Source organism: Aeromonas sp. R4-2 (genome assembly GCF_040908295.1).
Lineage (GTDB): Bacteria > Pseudomonadota > Gammaproteobacteria > Enterobacterales > Aeromonadaceae > Aeromonas > Aeromonas veronii.
In genome coordinates this window covers 52,541-76,332 of record NZ_JBFODL010000004.1, presented here as the reverse complement: position 1 = coordinate 76,332, position 23,792 = coordinate 52,541, and the positions used below count along the sequence as shown (strand labels likewise).

Sequence of the window (23,792 nt, the reverse complement as noted above, 5' to 3'; positions counted from 1 at the left end):
GCCAGGCGAGCCTGATTTATATTGAACCGACTGTTTTGGGGTAACTATCCAGATTTTTCAATGTGATAGGGCCGTCATACGAAGGAACGAATATGGGACATTCCCGCATAACATTGGCAACGCTACTCGCATTGGGTCTGCTGGGCACCGTCCAGGCTGAAGACTCGGCGCGGGAGCCTTTTTTTGTCGAGCTAAAAGGCCCTGACGAACCCGCACCTCCCGCCGTCAATTCCCAGCCGCTGGCGCAGCCGGTCGCCAGACCCGTGGCGCAACCGGTGCGTGCAACCGCCCAGCCGGTGGTACGTCAGGTCACTGCCAATGCCGGTAGCTATGGCCCCGTTCGTCCGACCGATACCCTCTGGAGCCTGGCGAGCAAATATCGCCCCTCCAATCGGGTCAGCGTCTACCAGACCATGGTGGCGATTTACGAGAAAAACCCCCGCAGTTTTGCCGATGGCAATATCAACCACATTCTGGTGGGTTCCCGCATTCTGCTGCCGACCGCGGCCGAGGCGAGCGTCATCACTGATGCACAGGCCCGCGCCAAGTTCCGCAGCGACAACGCCAGCTGGAAGGGGTTAAGCCCCAAATATCTGGCTGACAAGCAGACCCATACTGCCAAGCCGGCTGCCGCCAAACCCGCGAAGGTGGAAGCCGCCAAGACCGAGCCGGTGAAGGCTGCGCCTGCGCCGCTGCCAGTAGCGAAAGCCGCCCCCATTCCCGCCCCGGTGGTGGCTCCGCAACCGGCTGCCGAAACCAAAGAAGTGGCCAAGGTGAGCGAGCCTGCGCCGAAAGAGGCGGTAGCACCTGCTCCTAGCGCTGCAGAAGGCACCACCCCGGCGCCTCTGCCTTCCGACCTGGATAAACCGGTGGGCAAACCGGCTACCGAGATGGCGCTGGCACTGGAAGATGCCAATGCCCAGCTCGGCCAGGTGACCGAGATGAACCACAGGCTCAAGCTGCGTCTGCAATCCCTGACCGAAGAGGTGGAGACCCTCAAGGCCCAGCTGCAGGATCAGACCGCGCTGCAAAAAGAGATTGCCGAGCTCAAGGCTCAACCGGTCCCGCCGGTGGCAGCCGAGCCTGAGCCTGAGAAAAACTGGTTGATGGAGCTGCTCTCCTCGCCGCTCAACCTCGCCATGATCATTCTGCTGCCGGTACTGCTGGTATTGGCGCTGGTGACCCTGTGGCTGCGTGCCCGTGCCCGCCGCGAACTGGAAGAGCAGGAGAAGAGCCTCTCCGAATCCACCGCCATGATGATGGATCAGGAGCAGAGCGAGTTTGATGATCTGCTGAGCGTCGATGTGACCGACAACGAGCCGGTGCGCCCGGTGCCGGATCTCAACACCCCGGATGGCTTTATGCCGATGGAGCCTGACGAGCCGGCCGCCAAGCCGGATGTCGATCTGGTGTTCAGCGACGAGGGCGAGATGGAGCTGCAGGGCTTCGAGCCCGAGCGGATGGCGGCCCAGCCAGCCAGTCGTGACCCGGATCTGGTGCCGGATCTCGATCTCTCGCTGGATGAGCCTATCGCGCTTGCCAACGAGCCCGCCATGGATCTGGCCAGCGAGTTCAATCCAAAGCCCAAGGCCGCTGACGAGATCATGAGCGAAGAGGAGCTGCAGGCAGCCCTGTTCGCCGAGCTGGATGCGGATCTCTCAGCCGACCTCGAGCCCGATTTGAGCTCCATCGACGAAGTCGGTGCCGCTGACGACGATCTGGCTAGCTTCGATCTCGGCGATTTCGACAGTGCCCTCGACGAGCCTGCTGCTGGCAAAGATGATAACGCCATTGATCTCAGTGCCGCAGAGGACACCGACGAGAGTGCGGATGCCATGCTGGCCGAGCTCGGTCTTGAGCCTGTCAAGGCGAAGGAAGCTGAGCTGGATCTGGAGTGGGATCCCAACGAGCTGGCGCTCTCCGATTTCGAAGATGCGTTCGCCGAGGTGGAATCTCATCCGGCAGATCTCCAGCCCCGTGAGCAGGCGCAAGAGAGCGGCTACGTCGAGATCGACAAGCTGCTGGCCGAAGCGGATGCCACCGCGCCGGAGCAGGAGCCTTATCAGGGCTTCTCGCTGGATGTGGGGCTCGATGGCTTCCCCGAGGTGCTGCCGGAATCCACCGGATTTGACGTGGATGCCGATGACGGCGGTGTGGGTGCCAAGCTGGATCTGGCCCGTGCCTACCTCGAGATTGACGACAAGGATAGCGCCCGCGAGCTGCTGCAAGAGGCGGCGGAACAGGGTAGCGATCACCAGCGCGCCGAAGCCGAGAAGTTGCTCAAGCGGTTGGGCTAAAGCATCTCCCATCACGGGATCAGCAAAACGGGGGCAACCAGCAGGCTGCCCTCTTCTTTTGGCGATTTGCGATGGGGGTCATGGCCGCGCAGGCTCATAATAGAGGCCAATTGCGCGCGTGGTGGGACTTTTCGGGCTGAGCGCGTATAATCCGCCACGTTTCTTTCACTGCGTTTTCACAACAAGACAAGTTTATCCATGCGAATTGCCCTAGGTATTGAATATGACGGCAGCCGGTATTTCGGCTGGCAGCGTCAGCGTGAAGTGATCAGCGTGCAGGCTGAACTGGAGACGGCGCTGAGCCGGATTGCCAACCACCCTGTCTCCATCCAGTGTGCCGGGCGCACCGATGCCGGTGTCCATGCGACCGGTCAGGTGATCCACTTCGATACCGAGGCGAACCGTGCCGAAGGGGCTTGGACCCTGGGGCTCAATTCCAACCTGCCGCCGGATATCGCCGTGCGCTGGGTCAAGCAGGTGGACGAGAGCTTCCACGCCCGCTTCAGCGCCACTGCCCGTCGCTACCGCTATGTCATCTACAACCACAACTACCGGCCGGCGATCCTCGGCAGTGGCGTCAGCCACTACCACGAGACCATCGATGCCGAGTTGATGCACCAGGCGGGCCAGAGCCTGCTGGGGGAGCACGACTTCAGCACCTTCCGTGCCGTCGCCTGCCAATCCAACACCCCGTGGCGCAATGTGACCCATCTGTGTGTCAGCCGTTCCGGCCCCTACATCGTGCTCGATATCAAGGCCAACGCCTTCCTGCACCATATGGTGCGCAACATCACCGGCTCCCTGCTGCTGGTGGGGCAGGGGCTCAAACCAGTGGAGTGGATTGCCGAGGTGCTGGCTGCCAAGGATCGCAATCTGGCCGGGCCGACCGCCAAGGCCGGTGGCCTCTATCTGGTCGACGTGGATTACCCGGCCGAGTTTGCTCTGCCACAGTTGCCGCTCGGCCCGCTGTGGCTGCCGGACTCGGCACCGGGTACGACCAGTTTTTAGTAACTGCGCCCGAAAAATTGTGGTTTAATGACCCGTCATTTGTTGCCATCGAGCTATTAAGTCATTGAACAATCTAGGCTCGATGCGTTTTGTCAGGCACAAAAGCATTAAGGAATTCCATGAGCTGGCTTGAGAAGATTCTTCCCAAGAGCAAGATCACTGCGCCTCGTCGTCACAACATTCCGGAAGGGGTGTGGACCAAGTGCAGTGCTTGTGAACAGGTGCTCTACCGGGCAGAGTTGGAGCGCAACCTCGAAGTGTGCCCCAAGTGTGATCATCATATGCGCATCAGCGCCCGCGCCCGTCTCGAGAGCTTCCTCGATGAGCAGGGTCGTACCGAGATCGGTGCCGAGCTGGAGCCGCAGGATGTACTGAAATTCAAGGATTCCAAGCGCTACAAGGATCGTTTGTCTGCCGCTCAGAAAGAGACGGCGGAGAAAGATGCGCTGGTGGTGATGAAAGGGACCCTCAAAGGGGTACCGGTTGTCGCCTGTTCGTTCGAATTCTCCTTCATGGGGGGCTCCATGGCCTCCGTGGTCGGTGCCCGATTTGTGCGCGCCGTTGAGGAGTGCATCAAGGAAGGCCGTGGCTTGGTCTGCTTCTCCGCCTCTGGTGGTGCTCGCATGCAGGAAGCCCTCTTCTCCCTGATGCAGATGGCCAAGACCAGTGCAGCGCTGGACCGACTCACCAAGGCGGGCCTGCCCTATATCTCCGTGCTGACCGACCCCACCATGGGTGGCGTCTCTGCCAGTCTGGCGATGCTGGGTGACATCAACGTGGGCGAGCCCAAGGCTCTGATCGGCTTTGCCGGCCCGCGCGTTATCGAGCAGACCGTGCGCGAGAAACTGCCGGAAGGCTTCCAGCGCTCCGAGTTCCTGCTGGAAAAGGGTGCCATCGATATCATCATCGATCGCCGCGAAATGCGTAACCGTCTGGCCAGCCTGCTCGCCAAAATGCTGAATACTCACGTCATCGAAGAGTGAAGATGAGTTCAAACATGCAACAATCCCAAAGCCGGTCGCTTGTCGACTGGCTTTCTTATTTGGAGCAGATCCATCCGGTCAATATCGACATGGGGCTGGATCGGGTCGGTGCCGTTGCCCGGCGTATGGGGCTTACCCAGCTGCCGTTCAAGGTGATCACGGTGGCGGGTACCAACGGCAAGGGCTCCAGCTGTGCCATGGCGGCCAGCATTCTGATGGCCGCAGGCTACAAGGTCGGCGTCTACTCCTCGCCCCATCTGCTGCGCTTTACCGAGCGGGTGCGGGTCAACGGGCAAGAGCTGCCCGACAGCGATCACTGCGCCGCCTTTGCCGAGGTGGAAGCTGCTCGTGGCGAGATTGCCCTTACTTTCTTCGAGTTCGCCACCCTGGCCGGTTTGTGGCTCTTCTGCCGCGCCGCGCCCGATGTGCTGCTGCTGGAAGTGGGGCTGGGCGGTCGGCTCGACGCCACCAATGTGGTGGAGTCCGATGTCGCCATGATCACCTCCATTGCCCTCGATCACTGCGACTGGCTGGGGGATACCCGCGAAGCAGTGGCTGTGGAGAAGGCTGGGGTCTATCGCGCTGGCAAGCCCGCCATCAGCGGTGAGCCTAATCCGCCCGCGACTATTGCCAGCGAAGCCCAGCGTCTTGGCGCCAACCTGCGTCAGGTCGGTATCGATTTTCGTGGCGATGAGCACGAGAGCGGTTGGGATTATCACGGCCTCAACCAGTGGCGGGATCTGCCAAAACCGGCGCTGCCGCTGATGAACGCGGTGACCGTGCTGGCGGCGCTGGAATCCCTCGGCTTGCCGCTGCCGGAGTCTGCTATCCGTGACGGGCTGGCCAATGCCCGGCTAGCTGGCCGGATGCAGCAGCTGCAAAGTGCGCCGCTGGTGATCGTCGATGTGGCCCATAACCCCCATTCGGCAGCCTATCTGGCAGCTCAATTGCGCAAGATGCCCTGCTCGGGTGTACGCCGCGCCGTGGTCGGCATGCTCAAAGACAAGGACATGGCGGGCTCCCTTGCCGAACTCGATGGCTTGATTGGCGAGTGGTATCTGGCCAGTCTCACCGGCCCGCGCGCCGCCACTGCTGCGCAACTGGCTGCGGCGTTGGGGGAGGGCAAAGGGCCTGCCAGGGAGTTTGATGATGTCAGCGCCGCTTATCAGGCAGCGTTGGCCGCATCGAGTCCGGACGATATGGTCATTGTGTTTGGTTCGTTTTACACTGTCGCCGACATTCTGGCGGGTGTCGCCGTCTAGGCCACACCCCGGCTCCCCGGCCTTCGGGCGGGGAGCCAAATCGCATATTGAGTTACGTAAAGGTAGGATTCAACTTGGCCTCGAAGTTTCAAAACCGTCTGGTGGGCACCGTCATCCTGGTGGCCCTGGTTGTTATTTTCCTGCCGGACTTGCTGGATGGTCACAAGCTGGCACAAAAGGAGGAGGCCTTTGCCAAGATCCCGCTGCGCCCCGAGCTGGAGCCTGCCAAGCCTGCGCTGCAGGTCTCGGCAGCCAGCAGCCTGCCCGCCGATCATCTGGCCAGCCAGCAACAGGCCTCTGCGGCCCAACAGTGGCAAGTGGAAGAGGTGGCTGACCCTATGACCCTCGCCGGTCAGGGCAACGGTGCACAGCCGGCGACAACCCCTGCCGCATCGGTACAGCCGCAACAGAATGCCCAACCCAAGCCACAGCCCAAGCCGGAAGTGGTGGCCAAAAAACCGGTCGAACCGCCCAAGCCAGCACCCAAGCCGACGCCAGCCAAACCGGTTGAAGTTGCCAAGGCACCCGCACCGACCAAGCCGCAGGCGGGTCAGATCAAGTCCCTCGACGATCTGATTGAAAGCAAGATGACCCAGCCGACCACACCCGCGCCTGCTGCGGCACCGGCGCAGGGTAGCTGGATCCTCCAGCTTGGCGCTTTCAAGAACGTCGACAGCGTCAACGCGCTGGTGAGCAAGCTGCGGGCGGCGGGCTACTCTGCCCACACCTCGCCGCGCACACCGGTGCAGGGTCAGCTCAACCGGGTCTTTATCGGACCGGATGTCTCCAAGGCCAAACTGCAAGGGATGCAGGGGCGGATCTCCCAGATGACCGGCCTCAGTGGCTCGGTGGTCTCTTACAATCCGTGACGGCTTGCCGTTGGCAATGGCCCTCTGAAACAAACACCGCGCCCCGTGCGCGGTGTTTTTTTATCTGGCCGTCGTGATTTTTAAGGTCGGCGTCGTACAGGCCACCCCCTGGTTGGGATTTTCGGGCAGTTGGGGTAGTCTGAGCCCTTCTGCTACTCACAGGAGTTCAAGATGATCCTCTCAACGACCCCCACGCTGGAAGGCAAAGCCATTCGTGAATACCGCGGCATCGTGGTTGGCGAAGCCATTCTCGGCGCCAACATTTTCAAGGATCTCTTTGCCGGGATCCGCGACATCATCGGCGGCCGCTCCGGCGCCTATGAAAAAGAGCTGGCCCGTGCCCGCGAGATCGCCTTCGATGAGCTGAAAGAGCGTGCCGCCGCTCTTGGCGCCAATGCGGTGGTCGGCATCGATATCGACTACGAAGTGGTGGGGCAAAACGGCAGCATGCTGATGGTCAGCATCAGTGGCACCGCCGTAGTGGTCTGATCGGGCTCCAGCGTCTTCATGGGCAATGAGCCGATAACCGGGTTATCGGCTTTTTTATTGCCTGTCTGATACGTGGCGGCTGGCGGGAATATTGCTTAAATAATTGATTTTAAATATTTATATTTATTAATAATTCGGCTAGCCGGTTTTATTTTTTTTAACTGGGTAGCCCGAGAGGGTCAAGCTAGAGTGCCGCCATCAGGAACAACACCGCTCACGGACGAGGTTCTCTTCTCTTGAAGGCGTATCACTATGAATCAAAAACCTGCTCTGCTGACCCTTGTCATGTTGGCCATGACTGCCCATGCCGGCAGTGCCCTCGCGGCGCTGCCCAACTTCAGCGCCACTTGTCCCACCGATATCCGGGTCAAGTCGCAAGGGGGCAACGTCTTTATCAATGGCAAGAAGGCGACCCTGAAAACGCTGGCGCCCGCCGCCTATTCGGCCACAAGCGGCAAGGTGGTCATCGGGATCACCTTCGATCTACCCGCCAGCGAACCCACCCTGGATTACGTCATCAAGCATGATCGCCGGGCCCACGGCTTTTGCACCGTGCACGCCTGGTCGGCGGGCAAGGCCGCCGCACTGCCGATGGCCAAGGGGGACTCACCCTATCAGGGCAAGTGGATCGCCAAGAACCGCGAGACAGGCGCCACGGTGGCCAATATTCAGGTGGATGGCAAGGAGCAGGTGTGGGTCAACGGAGTCAAGGTGAAGGCCAAGCGGGCCGATGGCGCGCTACAGTTTCGTCAGGGAACCATCCTCTACACCTTGCAGGGGGATCCGCGCATTCGCGATGAGAGCGACTGGAATGACAGCGATGTTCAGAATACCGGCCCCATCCGGCTCGAGTAACAGACACGTCGTGCCACGGCTTGGTCATTGATGCAAAAAACAGAGAGCGGCATGGCCGCTCTCTGTTTTGTTGTCTCTATTGGGTGATAGCCGTGCGGGGTTAGATGCCGTGGATGGCGTTGGCTTCCCCATACCAGTCCAGCTTGTCGGCCAGAGTGACTACCGAGCCGATGATGATGAGGCTCGGGCTCTTCACCTGACAGGCCAGTTCGGCCAACTGCTGCAGCTCGCCGCGCACCACCCGCTGACTGAGCTGGGTGCCTTGCTCTACCAGCGCCACCGGGGTGTGACCGGGCATACCGTGGGTTTGCAGCGCATCCTGAATGCGGGCGGCGTGGGCCAGCCCCATGTAGAACACCAGAGTCTGGCGGGGGGCCGCCAGCGCCGACCACTCCTGGGCGATATTGCCCTCCTTGTCGTGACCGGTGATGAACTGTACTCGCTGGGCATGATCGCGGTGGGTGAGGGGAATGCCGCTGTAGGCAGCGCAGCCTGAGGCTGCCGTAATGCCCGGTACCACCGAGAAGGGGATGCCCGCCTCGGCCAGGGTTTCCAGCTCCTCGCCACCCCGGCCAAAGATAAAGGGATCGCCCCCCTTGAGCCGCACCACCTGTTTGCCCAGCAGCGCTTGTTCAAGCAACAGTTGGTTGATCGCCTGCTGGGGCACACAGTGGCGGCCCGCCTCCTTGCCAACAAAGATCCGCTCGGCATCCCGGCGAACAAGCGCCAACACCTCCTGCGACACCAGCCGGTCATAGACCACCACATCCGCCTGCTGCAGTTGCTGCAAGCCATTCAGGGTGAGCAGCCCCGCATCGCCGGGGCCGGCGCCCACCAGGGTGACGCTTCCCTTGCTCTGTAGCGGCTCATTTAATAGTTCAGCGACGCTCTGCTCGGCGGCCTGTTGCTGGCCGCGGGCCAGCTGGCATGCCAGTCGCTCATGGCTAAAGAGCCGCTCCCAGAAGCGGCGGCGGGCCAGCTTGTCCGGAATCAGTTTGACCCGCTCGCGCAGCTTGCCCGCCAGCGCCGCGAGCTGGCCGAGGTGTTGCGGCAGCATGGCTTCGAGTTTTTCCCGCAACTGGCGGCTCAGTACCGGCGCCGCGCCTGCGCTGGAGATGGCCACCATCAGCGGCGAGCGGTCAATGATGGCGGGCATGATGGCGCTGCAGTGGGCCGGAGAGTCCACCACATTGCAGAAGATCTGGCGCAGGTTCGCCTCGTGAAAGACCTGCTGGTTGACCTCTTGCTGATTGGTGGCGGCGATCACCAACCACTTGCCATCGAGCAGCTCTGGGTGAAAGCTGGCGGCGCAGACGGTCAGGCGACCCTGCTCGGCCCAGCTCATCAGCTGGGGTTCCAAATGCGGGGCATTGATGGTGATCTTCGCCTTGGCATCGAGCAGCAGGCGCGCTTTACGCACAGCCACCTCACCACCGCCGACGATCAGGACCGGCTTGTTTTGCAGCTGACAGAAGAGAGGGAGAAAGTCCATAACAGGCTCCGGATGCTGGCCCGCTCGCAATGCCGCGCCGGGCGAGATAGCAGGGCGCGCCGTGACGCACCCAGGATGGTCGGGGGAAAGATCCCCCGACGGGAATAAAAAAGGGGAAGGGTGATCTACGCCCGGGCCAACGACAGATCCCCACCGGTGTCGGCCACTTGATCACGCTTCCCCAAACGAGGTTTTTCCTATTGCACCGCTTTGACGTGCATGTTGGCGACGTACTGATCTTCGGCCCAGAAGATACGGTCAGCGACCATGGCTTCCGGATTGAGGGTGACGCCGCGCAGCACCCGCTCCTTGAACTTGTGATAACCGGCCCGGTCGATAAGGTGACCCATGTGCAGGTAGATGGGTTTGCCATCCAGCATCTCGGCCTCGAACTCGAACAGGTTCTTGATCACCGCATGCAGCACCTCTTCGGTCACCCAGTTGAGGAACAGCTTGCCGGTACGAGGCGTCTTCTTGCTGGTGCGTCCCCCCAGCTTGACCATGTAGAGCTGCTTGGGATCCCGCTGCCAGGCCAGGGTCGGGCAGGCCAGCACGCACTCGCCACAGCCGATGCACTTGCTCTCCTCCTTGACCGCCTTGCCATGCTTGATGGCGAGGCAATCGACTGCGTGGTGGCTGCACGCCTTGACGCAGGCGCCGCAGCCGATGCAGCGCTCGGCATTGAAGTGGATCTTGGCGATGCCGAGGATACCGAAGTCGGCCATGTTGGCCTTGGCGCAGTCGTTGGGGCAGCCGGCGATCACCATCTTGAGGTGATAGGGGTTGGGGTAGAGGTGTTTCTCCATCCGCTGGGCCAGCCCGGTGCAGTCGATATTGCCCTTCTGGCAGATGGTATTGCCCTGACAGGCAACGATGTTGCGTCCGCCGATGGTCTGGTAACCGGCTTGGGTATCCTCCACCTCGATGCCGCAGGTCTCCACCTCGATCTCCTTGATAAAGGGTTCGAGGGCGGCGTTGACCTTGTCCATGTCCTGATACTTGATACCGGGCATCGCCAGCTTCTGGCGGGTGGTGAGGTGGATCAGGCCGTTGCCATACTGTTCGGCGATCTGCTGGGCTACCGCCAGCAGGTGGGCGGGCATGATCCCGCCGGGAATGCGTACGCTGATCATCGCTTCGCCACGCACCTTGGAGAGGCGGTATTCGTTCTTGGCGCGGGCTTTGATGATGTCGATATCGAGACTCATGGTGTTCTCCCTCAGTCGATCAGATGCTGGGCCTGGTCAAAACGAAAGACCGGTCCATCCACGCAGATATAGGTGTCGCCCATCCGGCAGTGGCCACACTTGCCCACGGCGCAAGCCATGCGGCGTTCGTAGTCAACCCAGATGCGATCCTTGGGGATGCCCCGCTCGAGGAAGGCGAGCACCACGAAGCGGATCATGATGGGAGGGCCGACCACGATCACCTGGATATCTTCCTTGTCAGCGAGATCCAGCTGGTCGATGTAGTCGGTGACCCGGCCGATGCGAAACTGCTCGCTCTCCTTGCCCTCGTCCAGGGTGACGATGAGGTTCTGGCGCTCGGCCCAGAACGGCATCTCGTGGCGATAGAGCACCGCCTGCTCGTTCTTGAAGCCGAGGATCATGTCGAGGGCTTTCACCTCTTCCGGATGCTTGCTGAAGCGACGCAGCAACCCCTTGACCGGGGCGACGCCGGTGCCGCCCGCCACCACGATGAGGTGCTGGTTGCGGTAGGTCTCCAGCGGATAGCCGTTGCCGTGGACGCCGCGCATCCACACCTTGTCGCCCACATCGAGGACAAACAGCGCATCGGTCACCTTGCCGACCTTGCGGATCAACAGATCCACATAGCCATCGCCATAGTCGGAGACCGAGATGGGCGCTTCGCCGACGGTGGGCAGGGAGATCTCCACAAACTGGCCGTAGTGGACATCAAAGTCGCGGGAGACCCGAAAGTTCCACTCAAGCTCGGTGTGGCGCTCGATGGCCAGAATGGTGTAGGCCTTGGGCAGCAGGCGGTTTTCGACCACGTCCTGCTGCGGTTCTGCTGTTGCGGTTTGCTGGCACTGGCACATATCAGTTCGCCCCCTTCGCGTTGTCGGCTGCGATGGTCTGTTCGACCACATCGGCCATCTTGTTGATGATGTTGCTAAAGGAGATGTAGTGAGGGCAGCGATCGTCGCAGCGGCCACAGCCGACGCACATGTGCTCCTCCCCCTGACGGGCCTTGTAGTCGTTGACCTTGTGCAGGGCGCGATAACGCAGGCGCTCGCCATGTTTGGCGCGAAAACCGTGGCCACCGGCCATGTCGCTAAAGCCATCCACCATACAGCTGGCCCACTGGCGACGGCGCTCGCCCTGCTTGGGGTTCTCCGCATAGGTGAGGTCATGCACGCTGTAGCAGCTGCAGGTCGGGCAGGAGGTGGTACAGCGGCCGCAACCGATGCAGCGGCTGTCGTACTCGGCCCAGACCGGATGGGCGGTGAGGATCTGGCGGATCCGCTGGGGGTCGTTACAGACGCTGTCCGGGGGGCGTACCTTGACCGGGTTGCTCTGGACAAATTCCGGGGTGAAGTCATCGGATTCCCCGAGCTCGGCAAAGTAGCCGAGCAGCTCGGGATCCTTCACCTCAATACGGGCACCCTCATCGCTCAGACGAATGGCGGCGGCGTAGTCCTGGGTCTCGTTGCTGCCCATGGAGACGCAGAAGCAGTTCTCGAAGCTCTCGCGGCACTCCAGCAGTACCAGCTTGAGCTTGCTGCGCAGCCGGGCGTAGTAGACGTCGCTGTTCTGGCCATTTTTCAGGTAGACCTGATCCAGCCTGCGCAGAGCGTGGATATCACAGCTGCGCAAGAACAGCAGGGTGGGCTTGGCCTCCACCTTTGATTCGCGCAGCTCCAGATTGTCGAAGTGGAACAGGGTCTGGGTGATGGGGAGCACCACCTCTTTTGGGGAGAAGTGGGACTTCTCCTGCCACACCAGATCGGCCGGATGGCGGATGCTGTGGTAGGTGACGTTGTCGGTGTCGGAGAAGCGGCCGCCCCGATATTCGGCCGCGGGCGCCATGATCCGGTAATCGGGCAGCAGCCGCTCGAACAGCTGCGCCAGCGCGGGATGGGTGAGAAGAAACGACATAAATAAACACCTTGTATGAGGGTGAGATGCCCTGGCATAGGGATGAGGAGCGGGCCGGTCAGGATGTCTGGCATCGGTTCTGGCCGCGCTTGCCTCGCCACGGTCTGTTTTTATGACTCATGTTGCTCAACTGACCCGATTGTTATTGTGTTGGCGGCGCGTGCGTCGCGGCAGGTCGGGTCATGCCTGTAAAACCCTTATCAATTGAGCAGGGCGGCCTGATAGCCTGCGCACTTGCCCATCACGTATCCCATCTCCAGCTTGTTGATATCGCGGGTGAAACGGGAGACGGGGAAGTAGTCGGCCGGGGCGATCACCTCGATCTGGCAGTCCTCCGGCGGATTGGCGATAAAATCGAGCGCCTCGTTGTAGCTGCGATCCCGCTGCTCCAGCGCCTGTGCCAGCGCGGGGCGGGTCTTGAGCAGAGTGCGGATCATCCAGGGGAAAGGCATCGGCTTGAGCCGATAGCCAAGGGGCTCGGAGAGGATCACCGTCAGGTGACGGGCACCGCGGCGGTAGGCCTCGATCACCGGGATGGAGTCGGCCACCCCGCCATCTGTCATCGGCACCCCGTGCACCTCCGGGTATTCATGGGAGGCGAGGGGAATGGCGCAGCTGGCGGGCAGCACCTCGTTCATGTTCTCCGGCTTGACCCGGATGTACTCCGCCTTGCCGGTCAGGGTATTGGTCACCACCGCATAGAAGGGGATGCCGGTCTCCCGGTAGGCGTGAATGTCGAGGGGATACTTGCGGCAGCTGGTGTTCCACAGCCAGTGGATATCCACCAGATTGCCCCCCTTGGCAAAACGCAGGGGATCCATAAACTGCTGGCTGCACGCCAGTTTGGTCAGGATCTCGTGGCTGCGGCCATGCTGGCTGGCGAGATAAGCCAGCAAGTTGGTGGCCCCCGCCGAGACGCCGATGGCGAAGTCAAAGGGGCGATAGTCATGCTCGATAAACGCATCCAGCACGCCGCTGGCAAATATGCCGCGCATGGCGCCGCCTTCTACAACCAATGCGCTGGGGGATGCGTTTTTGTTCATGACAGGCACCTCATTGATAAGTCAGAGAGAAAAAGTGGGAAAGAGAACGTCCGGGCTGTCAGGCCGACCGTTCTGACAACCAACCGGGGTTGGCCATCGCAATGAGGTCATTCTAGGAAGGGGATAGTGTTTAGAATATCTGTTAATAATGAATCAAGTGTTTTGTATTTCTAAACGACAGTGATAAACCCGTTGTGATCAAAGGGGTTGTGTAGGAGTCTCAACGACTCTGTGATGGCTGGATATTGGCAAGGATGAGTGTGTCATGACGTTATTGGTTCCCCCGCTGCTCCAACGTGGCGATACCATCGCTTTTTTCTCCCCCTCCAGCGCGGCGACCGCCTGGGCACCCAACCGTTTTGCCCGCGCAAAAGCCTTTCTTGAGGGGCAGGGCTTTAGGCTCAAGGCGGGCAGCCTCACCGGCCAGCAGGATCACTGGCGATCCGGCTCCATTGCCGCGCGGGCCGAGGAGCTCAACGCCCTTATTCGCGACCCAGAAGTGCGCTGCATCATGTCGGTGATTGGCGGCAGCAACTCCAACTCCCTGCTGCCCTACCTCGATTTTGAGGCGCTGAGGCGCGACCCCAAGATCATCGTTGGCTACTCCGATGTGACGGCCCTGCTGCTCGGCATCCACGCCCAAACTGGCCTGGTTACCTTTTATGGCCCGGCGCTGGTGGCCTCCTTTGGCGAGTTGCCGCCGCTGGTGGATGAGACGTTGGCCAGTTTTTTACAGATTGCGTTGGCCGATGAAGCTGGCGTCCCCTGCACGCTGCCCACCCCGGCAAAGTGGAGCGATGAACGGCTGGACTGGGAGAACCAGACCCGGGCCAAGCGCTGCCAGCCCAATCGGCTGATCTCTGTGGGTTCAGGCCGGGTTGAGGGACGGCTGATTGGCGGCAACCTCAACACCATGGCGGGGATCTGGGGCTCCCCCTATATGCCGCCCATCGAGCACGGCGACATTTTGCTGCTGGAGGACAGCCTGAAATCTGCCGAGACGCTGGAGCGCTCCTTCGCCCATCTCAAGCTGTGCGGGGTGTTTGATCGGATCGGCGCCCTTATCCTTGGCAAGCACGAGTTGTTCAACGATCAGGGTAGCGGCAAGCGCCCCCTCGATATCCTGCTGGAGGTGGTGGGGGAGCCGGATTTCCCCATTCTGGCGGAGTTTGATTGCGCCCATACCCACCCCATGCTGACGTTGCCGCTGGGCATCGAGGTGGCGCTCGATCTCGACCTTAAGCAGCTCACCTTGCTGCAGCCCTGGTGGCGAGCAAAATGAGGGCGAAATGTATGTCCAACAACAAGGCCGCTGATGCGGCCTTGTCTGTTTTTGTGGAGAGGGATCAGGGCAGTGCATCGGGCCGGAAGCTGGCGCGGATCTGCGGCACCAGGCTTGAAGGGTCGAATCCCTTCTCTTCCCCCAGTACCGGATGGAGCAGGGGCTTCTCTTCGATGGGGGTGATATCCCCCGCCAGCAGCTGGCGAGTGGCCTGACCCATCTGGTAGAGCTGGCGTACCGGCGCAAACTGGGTCGCCAGATTGAGGGGGTCATCGGCGCGGGTGAAGGCCATCATGGGGATCTGGTAGGTGGCATCGCGCGCCGGTTTGTCACCGTGAATGCCCTTGCCGGCGGACATCAAAAACGGCTGGTGATCGCCAAATGCCACCACCAGATAGCGCTTGCCCGACTGGTCTAGGGACTTGAGCAGCCGCTCCAGCGAGGCCATGGCATCCACCACCCCGGTGTAATAGGTGTTGAGCAGCTGGGTGTCACTCTCGCTCTGGTTCGGGCAGGCGCCGCTGCGCTCCTGCCCCTGATAGCGGGGGCCATCGAAGGGGCCGTGCCCCTGCATGGTGACTGCATAGGCAAACAGCGGTTTGTCATCCTGTTCGCTGCGCTTGAGTATGTGGTCGATGAGGGCATCATCGGAGATATAGAGCCCCTTGTGCTCAAGGGTGGTGAAGCGGGTGTCGAACCAGCGCTCCTCATAGCCCAGCGCCGGGATCGCCTTGGCGCGGCCCCAGAACTTCTCTACATAGGGGTGGGCAAACAAGGTCTTATAGCCGCTCTGTCTGGCGCTCTGGGCCAGTCCCGGCACCTGCTGCGAGAGGTAGTAGTAGGGCACCACCCCCTGCTTGAGCAAGCCCACCGGCAGGCCGGTGTTCATCTCGAACTCCGCCAGCACCGTCATGCCGCCGGTGGTGGGGGAGTGGATGGTCTTTTGCCACTGCTGCACGCTGGCGGGCAGGGAGAGTGTGGGAGCCGGGGCGCAGATCCTCCCCTTCCAGTCGAGCCAGAGCGACTCATATTGCAGCACGATCACCAGATCCCAGCGCGGCGCTATGCCCTGGGGCGGATAGCTCAGCTGCGGGGTCAGCTCGTTGATCTGCAAGGGGTAGCGAAACACGCTGCCGCTTTGCAGCATCTCGTCCACCAGATTGAACAGATAGAGGCCGGGGCCGGAGCGGATGATGTCCCTGTGGTAGTTGACCGCGCGATCCACGTAGCGAATGTTGGCTCCCAGCAGCTTGTTGCCGGTCTGGGTGGCAAAGACGCACAGGGCAAAGAAGGCGACGGTGGCAGCGGCAGTGCGCAATACCCAGCGTGACAGGGCAAAGCGCCAGCAGAGAAACAGTGCCAGCAAGACGGTGAAGATGGGCAGGATGGGGTGCTGATCGAGCAGGATCCGCAGCAGCGCCAGCAGGTTGCCAAAATCGTCCCCGCCGAGCGGCACGCCGTAGATGGCGATCTTCATAAAGTTGGCCAGCAGACCTATGCCTGACAGCGCGGTAAAGACCAGCCCCATATAGAGGTTGAAGCCCGCCAGCGCGCAGAGGCTCCAGCCCAGCACCATGCTGCCCCAGGCGAGATAGTAGTGCTCTGGGCGAAAGCCTGACCAGAGCAGAAATTCCCCCAGCTTGAACACCACGAAGCCGTGCAGCAGCACGAAGGTGAGGTTGCCAAGCAGCAGGCTGCCGATGATCCGCCAGCGCAGGCTGCGGCGCAGCTTTGGCAGCACCGTTTTGAGCACAGCGGCGCTCAGGGCCAGCACCAGCGTCAGGCTCACCACCAGATAGGTGAGGTTGAAGCCCTGCTCCGGCAGGGTTTGCAGGATCTGGCTGAAGTCGCCGCTCTCGGGGCGATCTTTGAGCAGCAGACCAATGCGCAGCTGATAGCGGCTATCAAGCGCATCATCCGGGGCGCGCAGGGTGCTGTTGAGATCCAGGGTGCAGCGGTTATTGCGGCACACCTGACGCTTATCCACCGCTTGACTGAGCTGGTCGATCCGCTCCCCCTTGTCGTTGAGCAGCTCCACTCGCACCTTGTCCCCCGCTTGCAGCGGCCCTCGCAACTGCCACTGGCTCCGTACCACCAGATAGAGGCCGCGGCTGTCGCTTTTATAGAGCAGGGCGTGGCGTGTGAGGGTAGCCAGCGGATTGTCGGCGGGCCCCAGCACCAGCGGTTGGGCACGGCCCAGCCAGCTGCCGGGATTGATCAGCGGCAACAACAGGGTCAGCAGCAGCAATCCGCCCAGCAGGGCAAGCAGCAGAGAGGGCAGACTCAGAACGCGGGGGCGGCCTGAGGAGGGGCGATTCATATAAGCTCATCCTTTGAGCGAGTGAGGGAGAGATCGTTCATCCGCATAGAGTTTGACCCGATGGTGCGGGCCTTGTTTCAGCTTGTCAATTTAATGACCACTTAATGAATATTTGGTTACAGCTCAACCTTGCAAATTGTGATCCCGATCGAGGGGTTGTTCGGAATATGTGATGAAAGCGTCATCATGGGGTTTTGCCACTGGCTTGGGAGGGATCTGCTGTTTAGTCTCTCGATAGCGACTGGAGGTACATGTATGAATCCCAAAGTGATGGCGCGTCAGGCCAGATTGCTGCGCATGCTGGAGAGCAAGGAAGAGATCCGGATCGGACGCGAGCGCGACTGCCCGCTGCCGCTGGCCCAACTGGTCAAGCTGAAGGATAGCCATCCGGCTGTGGTCAAGGTCTATCGCCACGGTCTCACCGCCGAGGTGTTTCACCTCAAGGTGGAGGGGCATCACTGGTGCCTCAAGCGGCGCCGTCAGGATTCACTGGTGGCCAACCTCGATGGCAAGACTGCCTTTCTGACCGAGCTGGAGCGGCGGCGCGAAATCGAGGCGCTGCGCGAGCTGCACCCTACTGTCCTCTCCCACGTGGTCTGCACCAGCTTCGGCTCGGCGCGGGCCGGGGTGCTGGTCTCTCCCTGGTTGCGGGGTGTGCCGGTCCACCAGCTCAACGAGCGCAATCTGGCCCAGATGCTGGAGGTGCAGGGTGAGCTGGCCCGCTGGGGCTGGTTTGACTGGGACCCGAGCCCGGGCAACCTGCTCGATGACGGCGAGCAGATCTGCGTGTTCGACTTTGGCTATATGTGGACCTTCGATCCCCGCTTTGAATACAACTCCAATGGTCTGGTCGACCCGCAGTTTCATGTGCCGGAGCGGTTGGAGACCCGCACCCTCTCCGGACTCTGGCTCGATGAGGCCGATCCTCTGCCGCAATTTCGCTACTGGCGCGAGCTTTGTCTGAAATGGGTGAAACGGGAGATCCACCACCTGATCCGCGAAGGGGCCAGCGCGCCCGTGCTGGCCCGTCTGCACGCCCTGCAAGGGGAGTGGAGCGCCGCGCTGGCGAGCGACGAGGCGCTGGTCGCCAACTGGTGGCGGGACATGTATCGCAGCCACCGGCTCGATGTGGCCGATGATCTGAGCGGCCAGAGCTGCGGCCCGCTCACCCTGCGTCGCCTCGACTGGTTGATGCAGGCAGTGACGGATCACTATCCGCTGCTGGTGGACAATCTCTCGCCTCAGGAGACGGAGCTGGGCCAGACCGGGCTGCTGGCCCGCTTGCAGCAGCTGCGCCGCGAAGCCGTCGCCTGTCAGTTGCCAGCCACCAGCCTTGCCTGAGCCAATACCTTTGCGGAGTACAAATGAACAGGGCGCCTTGCGGGCGCCCTGTTGCATGGTCTGGTTCGCCTCGGGGGAGGGTCAGTCCAGCAGCTCCTGATGGAGGCGGTTGACGATATTGCCCGCCTCGCTCTCCTTGACCAGGAAGCAGAGGTTGTGGGCGCTGGCGCCGTAGCAGATCATCCGGATGTTGTGCTCGCGCAGGGCGTCAAAGACCTGACTGCCCACCCCGTTCACTTCGCTCATCCGGTTGCCGATGAGCGCCACCAGTGCCAGACCGGTTTCCACCTCCACCTTGCAGAGCTGCCCCAGCTCGGCCAGTACCTTGTCGCTCAGGATCGGTTCGCCGTTGCTCTGGCTGCCGGTGTGATCCAGCGTCAGCGATACGCTCACCTCCGACGTGGTGATGAGGTCGACCGAGATGCGGTGACGGGCCAGAATGCCGAACACTTCGGCCAGGAAGCCGTAGGCGTGGAACATGTTGAGGCTGTGCAGGGTCACCAGCACCTGCTGGCGGCGCAGGGCTACGGCGCGAAACAGCGGGCTTGAATCTGTGCTGGCGCGGATCCAGGTACCACCGGCGGCAGGATCCTTGGCGGAGCCGACAAACACCGGAATATTCTGGCGCACCGCCGGTTGCAGGGTGGCGGGGTGCAGCACCTTGGCGCCGAAAGTGGCCATCTCGGCCGCTTCGACAAAGCTGATTTCGGGAATGGGACGGGCGCGGGTGACGAGGCGCGGATCCGTGGTGTAGATGCCGGGCACATCGGTCCAGATCTCGATACTGGCGGCATCGAGCGCTTCGGCGAGCAGGGCCGCGCTGTAGTCAGAGCCGCCGCGCCCCAGCGTGGTGGTGCGGCCATCGCTGTCGGCTCCGATAAAGCCCTGGGTGATGATGAGGCTGTCGCCAAGCTGCGGGCCCAGCGTCTGCTGGCAGAGGATTCGGGTGGTGGCCAGATCGACGGTGGCCTTGCCAAAGCGGCTGTCGGTGCGCATCAGCTGGCGCACATCCTGCCAGTGGGCCTTGACGCCGCGCTGGCGCAGCAGCTCGGTAAAGAGGCGGGTAGACATCAGCTCGCCGCAGGCGATGAGGCGATCGGCCAGCTCCGCATCGGTATGCAGGTGGGCTTGCTGGGCCATGAGGCGAATTTCGTCCAGCTGGCCATGAATGAGGGCGCTCACATCAACAGGGTTGCCGAGATCGGTCAGAATGGCCTGCTGGATCCCGGCCAGTTTGGCCAGCTGCTCGTCGCGGCCCGCTTCGTCCAGCTCCCCTTGTGCCAGGGCGACCAGCAGGTTGGTGACACCGGCGCTGGCACTCAGTACCACCACCCGGGTGGCGGGATTGGCCAGCACGATATCGGCGCAGTGATTCATGGCCGGGAAGTTGGCGACACTGGTTCCGCCAAACTTGGCGACATTGATCGGGCTCATTGCTTACTCCTGTCTTATTTTAAGATTCCGGTTCCATCGGGCAAAAAAGAGAGGAGGAGGCTGAAAATGGCAGGAATGAACGAAGCTATCCCGGCCAGAAGCACTCCACCTGCAGAGCCCATCCCGTACCGCCCCTGACAGGGCGCGGTGGGGGATGATCACTACCGATGACAACCCGGGGGATTCAGCCCCCGCAGCCGACGTTGAGGTCACCAGTCTCCTCACGCGTCTCGGCGCTGCTCCCCCTGACCCAAGTTCACCGGACGCTGGCGTCCTCCCTTGGGCTGCCTGGGCAGCGCTCCTCTTCTGGCTCCACCAGGGCGGTGGAGTGCATTTAGAAATACCCTGCGTTGGATTGCACTGTCAATCGAGTTTGTGAAAAAGTTCAAACTGTCGGCTAACTCAACGCAGGATCAATGACTTAGGCAATGGTCTTTGACAAAACCTTGGAACGGCGCTGCCAGTTGTAGAGACGCTGGCGCGCCACCGGCAGATCTTCCACTTCCAGCGGATCGAAGCCCCGCTCCCGGAACCAGTGGATGGAGCGGGTGGTGAGCACAAACAGGCGACGGATCCCGAGCCGCTTGGCCCGCTCGGCCACCTTGGCCACCAGCTGATCCCCCCGGTTGGAGTTGCGATAATCGGGGTGGATGGCGACGCAGGCCATCTCCGCCATCGCCTCTTCCATAAAGCAGTAGAGGGCCGCGCAGCCGATGATGAGGCCATCGCGCTCGATGATGGTGAACTTGTCGATCTCCATCTCCAGCTGCTCGCGGGAACGGCGCACCAGAATGCCTTCCTCCTCCAGCGGGCGAATGAGATCCAGAATGCCGCCGATATCCTCGATGGTAGCGGCGCGGGCCTGCTCGGCACTTTCCCGCACGATCTGGGTGCCGAGGCCGTCGCGGCTGAACAGCTCCTGCAGCATGGCGCCATCATCCTGATAGCTCACCAGATGGGAGCGGGGCACGCCGCCACGGCAAGAGGCAATGGCAGCACGCAGGTAGCGGGCGGTGCCGGACATCTCTTCGCCAGCCTGCTCCAGCTCCACCAGCAGCTCTTCGGCCTGCTCGGGGAAGAGCTCGGAGATGGCTTCGCCGCGTCTGTCCATTACCCCCTGGGTGCTGCTGAAACAGATAAGCTTGTCTGCCTTGAGGTCGACCGCCACCCGGCGGGCCACCTCTTCGGAGCTCAGGTTAAAGCTCTCACCGGTGACCGAGCAGCCGATGGGGGAGATGAGCACCAGACTCTTCTGGTCAAGCTGGCGGGTGATCCCCTCCACGTCGATACGGCGCACCCGGCCGCTATGGCAAAAGTCGATGCCATCATCCACCCCCAGCGGCTGGGCAGTGACGAAGTTGCCGCTCACCACGCTGATCCGCGCTCCCTGCATCGGGGTGTTGGCGAGCCCCATGGAGAGCTGGGCGGTGATGTCGTATTGCAGGCCGCCACACACCTGTTTGATGATGGTGAAACTCTCGTCATCGGTGACCCGGATCCGCTTGTGATACTGGGCCTCGATACCGGCGCGGGCCAGCGCCTCATCATTTTGCGGACGTGAACCAAACACCAGCACCAGGCGTATGCCCAGTGTCTGCAGCAGGGCGATATCGCTGACGATATTGGCGAAGTTGGGGTGGCAGATGGCTTCTCCCCCCATCATCAGCACAAAGGTGGCACCCCGATGCACATTGACATAGGGGGTGGATTGCCGGAAGGCATTGACCAGACTGGGTTCGCGTTCACGCACTTGATATTTCTTCCATAAAAAAACAGCGATTGGCTCAATATATGAAAATTAATTCACAAATCAAGACTAAATATTGATTTTGGCCGTTTCTGGTCTACGAGGAGCGGCTTGGCCGTGCGGATCGGGAAAGGGTGACGAACGGTGCAGACGGCCGCCGGGGCGAGCGGGGAGGGGCCCGCCGGTTGATCCGGCGCGATAAACTGCTATCTTCGATGCTCCTTTTCGTCAGCTGTGTGATTTCACAGGGTTTTATACAAGGACAGAATTCATGGAACAGATTATTTCACCGGCAGATGCCCTGCTGGGACGACGCGAAGCGATGGTGATTGGTCAGCAGCATGCGGTGAATGGCAACCCGACCCAGGGTCCCTGGCCCGAGAACATGGAGATCGCCTGGTTTGGCATGGGCTGTTTCTGGGGCGTTGAGCGCCTGTTCTGGCAGCAGCCGGGCGTCTATTCCACCGCGGCAGGTTATCAGGGCGGCGTGACCCAGAACCCCACCTACAAAGAGGTGTGCAGCGGGCTGACCGGCCATGCCGAGACGGTGCAGGTGGTGTTTGAGCCGGCGGTGATCAGCTATGGCGATCTGCTCAGACTGTTCTGGGAGCAACACGACCCGGCGCAGGGGATGCGTCAGGGCGGGGACATTGGCACCCAGTATCGCTCGGTGATCTTCTATGGCGACGAGAGCCAGCAGATCATTGCCCAGCAGAGCATGGCGGCCTACCAGCAGGCGATGGCGGCAAGCGGCGACAGCCGTACAATCACCACCCGCATTCTGCCGCTGGCGCCCTTCTACTACGCCGAGGATTACCATCAGCAATATCTGGAGAAAAACCCGGATGGCTACTGCGGATTGGGTGGCATTGGAGTCTGTTTGCCGCCCAGCCTGAACCGCTGAACAGGTTTGTAGTCGATTTCTTAATAAAAGTGAAAATAAATGGTCGGAGGAGGGAACTTATTGCGACCAGTCGGGACTAACTAGGTAGCGTCCAGGGATCGGATGCAAAGTCCAGACACATTTCTTGCCTTGATAACCGCCTGATGAATGAACGCACTGGCGGGTTGAAAATGATAGCAAGCAGGGCTGCCCACCAAGGCGGCCCTTTTCCTTATCTGCTGTTCTGAAACTTGCGTTGGGCGGGAGAGCCGGACGGCAGATCAGCCGATGGCGCTGTCGAACAGGTTCTTGATGAGATCGATAAACTCGATGAGGAAGGTTTTCTGTTCCGGGGTCGGGGCGCGCAGCCAGACGGCAGAGAGCACCTCTTCCAGATCGGCGACCACGGCGTCGGCTTCCTGCATGATGGCGAAACGCACCTTGGGATCGAGCTGGGGGTTTTGCTCGCAAATGGCCATCAGGTTGCTGGCAACACGGCCACTGACCAGATCTTCGATGGTCTCTTCACCATCGTTCTGCTGCTGGGATTCAAACAATCCCAAACTCTCCACCAGATACTCGATCAGCGAGATATAGCCTTCACTTTCTACCACCATGGTTGCTGCCTCAATACAGTAACAATACGATAATTAAGCGTATTTTAGTGGCTTGCCCTAGCTTGGCAAGCAGCAGTGCAGGCGATGGCGAGTAAAACTGACTCCGCCCCGCTCCACGCACTCCAGCCCGGTCAACGTAAAGCCATGTCGTAAAAATAGCTCATAACTGAAGGCGCTGGCCTCGGTGGTGATGAGCGTCAGACCGAGCCCTCGGGCCCCCGCGAGCGCCGTGGTGAGCAGCAGATTGCCCAGTCCCTGGCGCTGATGGTCGGCGCTTACATAGAGCAGACTGAGATGGCCATCGGGGCTCAGGGTGACAAACCCGAGGGGCACATTTGCCTGCTCCGCTACCCAGCCGTGGTGCTCGCGCAGTTGGCTGACAAAGCCCGGATGTTGTGAACCGAGGGCCCACTGCTCCACCTGCTCGGCGCTGTAGTGCTCGGGGCCGCTGCGTCGCACCGCCTGCTCAAACAGGCTCACGAGAGCGGGGATATGTGCCTCGCCAAGGGGGACAATGCAAAGTGCTGGACTAAGTGCTGGGGTCATAAGGTTGGGTCGTCAGTGGGGGAGAGGGGGCGCGGCGCCTGTGGCCGTTTGGCTTTGGGCAGACCCGCGACAACCCGCTCATAGGAGTGGTGCACCCAGCCCTGCCACAGATCATCTGGCAAGGTGCTGTTCAGGGTCACTGTGTTCCAGTGTTGCTTGTTCATGTGTACAATCTGCAAGTCAGATTCTCTCAGGTAAAAATCTA

At 61.2% G+C, this 23,792-nt stretch carries 20 protein-coding genes, 1 pseudogene and 1 riboswitch; of the genes and pseudogenes, 10 read left to right on the top strand and 11 right to left on the bottom strand.

Annotated features, from left to right (window positions below):
• Positions 1-92: 92 nt before the first annotated feature.
• The 7 genes from AB5Y99_RS00575 to AB5Y99_RS00545 all read left to right on the top strand — a co-directional run bounded on the left by AB5Y99_RS00575 (position 93) and on the right by AB5Y99_RS00545 (position 7,763).
• Positions 93-2,297: a FimV/HubP family polar landmark protein gene (locus AB5Y99_RS00575; protein ID WP_368208369.1), complete on the top strand. Its 2,205-nt coding sequence runs from the start codon at positions 93-95 to the stop codon at positions 2,295-2,297.
• Between the two features lie 198 nt (positions 2,298-2,495).
• Positions 2,496-3,305 carry a tRNA pseudouridine(38-40) synthase TruA gene (gene truA / locus AB5Y99_RS00570; RefSeq protein WP_040066446.1) on the top strand — a complete coding sequence of 270 codons (810 nt, stop codon included), beginning with the start codon at positions 2,496-2,498 and terminating at the stop codon, positions 3,303-3,305.
• 119 nt (positions 3,306-3,424) lie between these two features.
• Positions 3,425-4,288, top strand: a complete 864-nt coding sequence (accD, locus tag AB5Y99_RS00565) for an acetyl-CoA carboxylase, carboxyltransferase subunit beta (protein ID WP_005333765.1) — start codon at positions 3,425-3,427, stop codon at positions 4,286-4,288.
• A gap of 2 nt (positions 4,289-4,290) precedes the next feature.
• On the top strand, positions 4,291-5,550 hold the full coding sequence (gene folC / locus AB5Y99_RS00560) for a bifunctional tetrahydrofolate synthase/dihydrofolate synthase (protein WP_160880311.1): 1,260 nt from the start codon (positions 4,291-4,293) through the stop codon (positions 5,548-5,550).
• Between the two features lie 74 nt (positions 5,551-5,624).
• Positions 5,625-6,419, top strand: a complete 795-nt coding sequence (dedD, locus tag AB5Y99_RS00555; protein WP_323893824.1) for a cell division protein DedD — start codon at positions 5,625-5,627, stop codon at positions 6,417-6,419.
• A gap of 171 nt (positions 6,420-6,590) precedes the next feature.
• On the top strand, positions 6,591-6,908 hold the full coding sequence (locus tag AB5Y99_RS00550; RefSeq protein WP_005352756.1) for a heavy metal-binding domain-containing protein: 318 nt from the start codon (positions 6,591-6,593) through the stop codon (positions 6,906-6,908).
• Positions 6,909-7,160: 252 nt separating this feature from the next.
• The gene (locus AB5Y99_RS00545; protein ID WP_064338209.1) at positions 7,161-7,763 is read left to right on the top strand and encodes a hypothetical protein; all 603 of its coding nucleotides are present in this window, start codon (positions 7,161-7,163) and stop codon (positions 7,761-7,763) included.
• 100 nt (positions 7,764-7,863) lie between these two features.
• Here AB5Y99_RS00545 and cysG read toward each other — a convergent pair whose 3' ends face one another.
• The 5 genes from cysG to AB5Y99_RS00520 all read right to left on the bottom strand — a co-directional run bounded on the left by cysG (position 7,864) and on the right by AB5Y99_RS00520 (position 13,417).
• A complete protein-coding gene (cysG, locus tag AB5Y99_RS00540) occupies positions 7,864-9,255 on the bottom strand; it encodes a siroheme synthase CysG (protein WP_323893826.1) in 1,392 nt (463 codons plus the stop codon).
• A gap of 197 nt (positions 9,256-9,452) precedes the next feature.
• Positions 9,453-10,463, bottom strand: coding sequence for a sulfite reductase subunit C (gene asrC, locus AB5Y99_RS00535; RefSeq protein ID WP_058056676.1), 1,011 nt, complete (start codon positions 10,461-10,463; stop codon positions 9,453-9,455).
• An 11-nt stretch (positions 10,464-10,474) separates the two neighbouring features.
• Positions 10,475-11,314, bottom strand: a complete 840-nt coding sequence (asrB, locus tag AB5Y99_RS00530; protein WP_323893827.1) for an anaerobic sulfite reductase subunit AsrB — start codon at positions 11,312-11,314, stop codon at positions 10,475-10,477.
• Between the two features lies 1 nt (position 11,315).
• On the bottom strand, positions 11,316-12,374 hold the full coding sequence (gene asrA / locus AB5Y99_RS00525) for an anaerobic sulfite reductase subunit AsrA (protein ID WP_323893828.1): 1,059 nt from the start codon (positions 12,372-12,374) through the stop codon (positions 11,316-11,318).
• A gap of 200 nt (positions 12,375-12,574) precedes the next feature.
• On the bottom strand, positions 12,575-13,417 hold the full coding sequence (locus tag AB5Y99_RS00520; protein WP_005333746.1) for a patatin family protein: 843 nt from the start codon (positions 13,415-13,417) through the stop codon (positions 12,575-12,577).
• A gap of 265 nt (positions 13,418-13,682) precedes the next feature.
• On the opposite strand from AB5Y99_RS00520, the gene AB5Y99_RS00515 reads away from it, so the two are divergent.
• A complete protein-coding gene (locus tag AB5Y99_RS00515) occupies positions 13,683-14,699 on the top strand; it encodes a S66 peptidase family protein (RefSeq protein ID WP_368208366.1) in 1,017 nt (338 codons plus the stop codon).
• Between the two features lie 64 nt (positions 14,700-14,763).
• Here AB5Y99_RS00515 and AB5Y99_RS00510 read toward each other — a convergent pair whose 3' ends face one another.
• On the bottom strand, positions 14,764-17,019 hold the full coding sequence (locus AB5Y99_RS00510) for an LTA synthase family protein (RefSeq protein WP_368208364.1): 2,256 nt from the start codon (positions 17,017-17,019) through the stop codon (positions 14,764-14,766).
• Between the two features lie 255 nt (positions 17,020-17,274).
• Between AB5Y99_RS00510 and AB5Y99_RS00505 the strand changes: the two genes are divergently transcribed.
• Positions 17,275-18,360 carry a hypothetical protein gene (locus AB5Y99_RS00505; RefSeq protein ID WP_005333743.1) on the top strand — a complete coding sequence of 362 codons (1,086 nt, stop codon included), beginning with the start codon at positions 17,275-17,277 and terminating at the stop codon, positions 18,358-18,360.
• A gap of 81 nt (positions 18,361-18,441) precedes the next feature.
• On the opposite strand, the gene lysC is transcribed toward AB5Y99_RS00505, so the two are convergent.
• Together lysC and argA are read right to left on the bottom strand one after the other, a co-directional pair.
• Positions 18,442-19,794, bottom strand: a complete 1,353-nt coding sequence (lysC, locus tag AB5Y99_RS00500) for a lysine-sensitive aspartokinase 3 (protein WP_368208363.1) — start codon at positions 19,792-19,794, stop codon at positions 18,442-18,444.
• A 90-nt stretch (positions 19,795-19,884) separates the two neighbouring features.
• Positions 19,885-20,108, bottom strand: a riboswitch (Lysine riboswitch).
• 107 nt (positions 20,109-20,215) lie between these two features.
• On the bottom strand, positions 20,216-21,544 hold the full coding sequence (gene argA, locus AB5Y99_RS00495; protein ID WP_005345063.1) for an amino-acid N-acetyltransferase: 1,329 nt from the start codon (positions 21,542-21,544) through the stop codon (positions 20,216-20,218).
• 268 nt (positions 21,545-21,812) lie between these two features.
• Between argA and msrA the strand changes: the two genes are divergently transcribed.
• Positions 21,813-22,445, top strand: coding sequence for a peptide-methionine (S)-S-oxide reductase MsrA (gene msrA / locus AB5Y99_RS00490; RefSeq protein ID WP_368208361.1), 633 nt, complete (start codon positions 21,813-21,815; stop codon positions 22,443-22,445).
• A 260-nt stretch (positions 22,446-22,705) separates the two neighbouring features.
• Here msrA and AB5Y99_RS00485 read toward each other — a convergent pair whose 3' ends face one another.
• From AB5Y99_RS00485 to AB5Y99_RS00475, 3 genes and pseudogenes are all read right to left on the bottom strand, one after another.
• Positions 22,706-23,041, bottom strand: coding sequence for a DUF3802 family protein (locus tag AB5Y99_RS00485; protein WP_005333735.1), 336 nt, complete (start codon positions 23,039-23,041; stop codon positions 22,706-22,708).
• Between the two features lie 57 nt (positions 23,042-23,098).
• Entirely contained in the window at positions 23,099-23,587 is a 489-nt protein-coding gene (locus tag AB5Y99_RS00480) for a GNAT family N-acetyltransferase (RefSeq protein ID WP_139464015.1), read from the bottom strand.
• Positions 23,584-23,754: pseudogene (locus tag AB5Y99_RS00475) on the bottom strand (MmcQ/YjbR family DNA-binding protein); the annotation flags it as partial. The pseudogene AB5Y99_RS00475 and the gene AB5Y99_RS00480, both read right to left, overlap by 4 nt.
• Between the last annotated feature and the right edge of the window lie 38 nt (positions 23,755-23,792).

What these genes read in the sequence shown, in the direction of transcription:
- AB5Y99_RS00575 (WP_368208369.1), top strand. Translation starts at nt 93, where the DNA reads ATGGGACATTCCCGCATAACATTGGCAACGCTACTCGCATTGGGTCTG.
- truA (WP_040066446.1), top strand. Translation starts at nt 2,496, where the DNA reads ATGCGAATTGCCCTAGGTATTGAATATGACGGCAGCCGGTATTTCGGC.
- accD (WP_005333765.1), top strand. Translation starts at nt 3,425, where the DNA reads ATGAGCTGGCTTGAGAAGATTCTTCCCAAGAGCAAGATCACTGCGCCT.
- folC (WP_160880311.1), top strand. Translation starts at nt 4,291, where the DNA reads ATGAGTTCAAACATGCAACAATCCCAAAGCCGGTCGCTTGTCGACTGG.
- AB5Y99_RS00550 (WP_005352756.1), top strand. Translation starts at nt 6,591, where the DNA reads ATGATCCTCTCAACGACCCCCACGCTGGAAGGCAAAGCCATTCGTGAA.
- AB5Y99_RS00545 (WP_064338209.1), top strand. Translation starts at nt 7,161, where the DNA reads ATGAATCAAAAACCTGCTCTGCTGACCCTTGTCATGTTGGCCATGACT.
- cysG (WP_323893826.1), bottom strand. Translation starts at nt 9,255, where the DNA reads ATGGACTTTCTCCCTCTCTTCTGTCAGCTGCAAAACAAGCCGGTCCTG.
- asrC (WP_058056676.1), bottom strand. Translation starts at nt 10,463, where the DNA reads ATGAGTCTCGATATCGACATCATCAAAGCCCGCGCCAAGAACGAATAC.
- asrB (WP_323893827.1), bottom strand. Translation starts at nt 11,314, where the DNA reads ATGTGCCAGTGCCAGCAAACCGCAACAGCAGAACCGCAGCAGGACGTG.
- asrA (WP_323893828.1), bottom strand. Translation starts at nt 12,374, where the DNA reads ATGTCGTTTCTTCTCACCCATCCCGCGCTGGCGCAGCTGTTCGAGCGG.
- AB5Y99_RS00520 (WP_005333746.1), bottom strand. Translation starts at nt 13,417, where the DNA reads ATGAACAAAAACGCATCCCCCAGCGCATTGGTTGTAGAAGGCGGCGCC.
- AB5Y99_RS00515 (WP_368208366.1), top strand. Translation starts at nt 13,683, where the DNA reads ATGACGTTATTGGTTCCCCCGCTGCTCCAACGTGGCGATACCATCGCT.
- AB5Y99_RS00510 (WP_368208364.1), bottom strand. Translation starts at nt 17,019, where the DNA reads ATGAATCGCCCCTCCTCAGGCCGCCCCCGCGTTCTGAGTCTGCCCTCT.
- AB5Y99_RS00505 (WP_005333743.1), top strand. Translation starts at nt 17,275, where the DNA reads ATGAATCCCAAAGTGATGGCGCGTCAGGCCAGATTGCTGCGCATGCTG.
- lysC (WP_368208363.1), bottom strand. Translation starts at nt 19,794, where the DNA reads ATGAGCCCGATCAATGTCGCCAAGTTTGGCGGAACCAGTGTCGCCAAC.
- msrA (WP_368208361.1), top strand. Translation starts at nt 21,813, where the DNA reads ATGGAACAGATTATTTCACCGGCAGATGCCCTGCTGGGACGACGCGAA.
- AB5Y99_RS00485 (WP_005333735.1), bottom strand. Translation starts at nt 23,041, where the DNA reads ATGGTGGTAGAAAGTGAAGGCTATATCTCGCTGATCGAGTATCTGGTG.
- AB5Y99_RS00480 (WP_139464015.1), bottom strand. Translation starts at nt 23,587, where the DNA reads ATGACCCCAGCACTTAGTCCAGCACTTTGCATTGTCCCCCTTGGCGAG.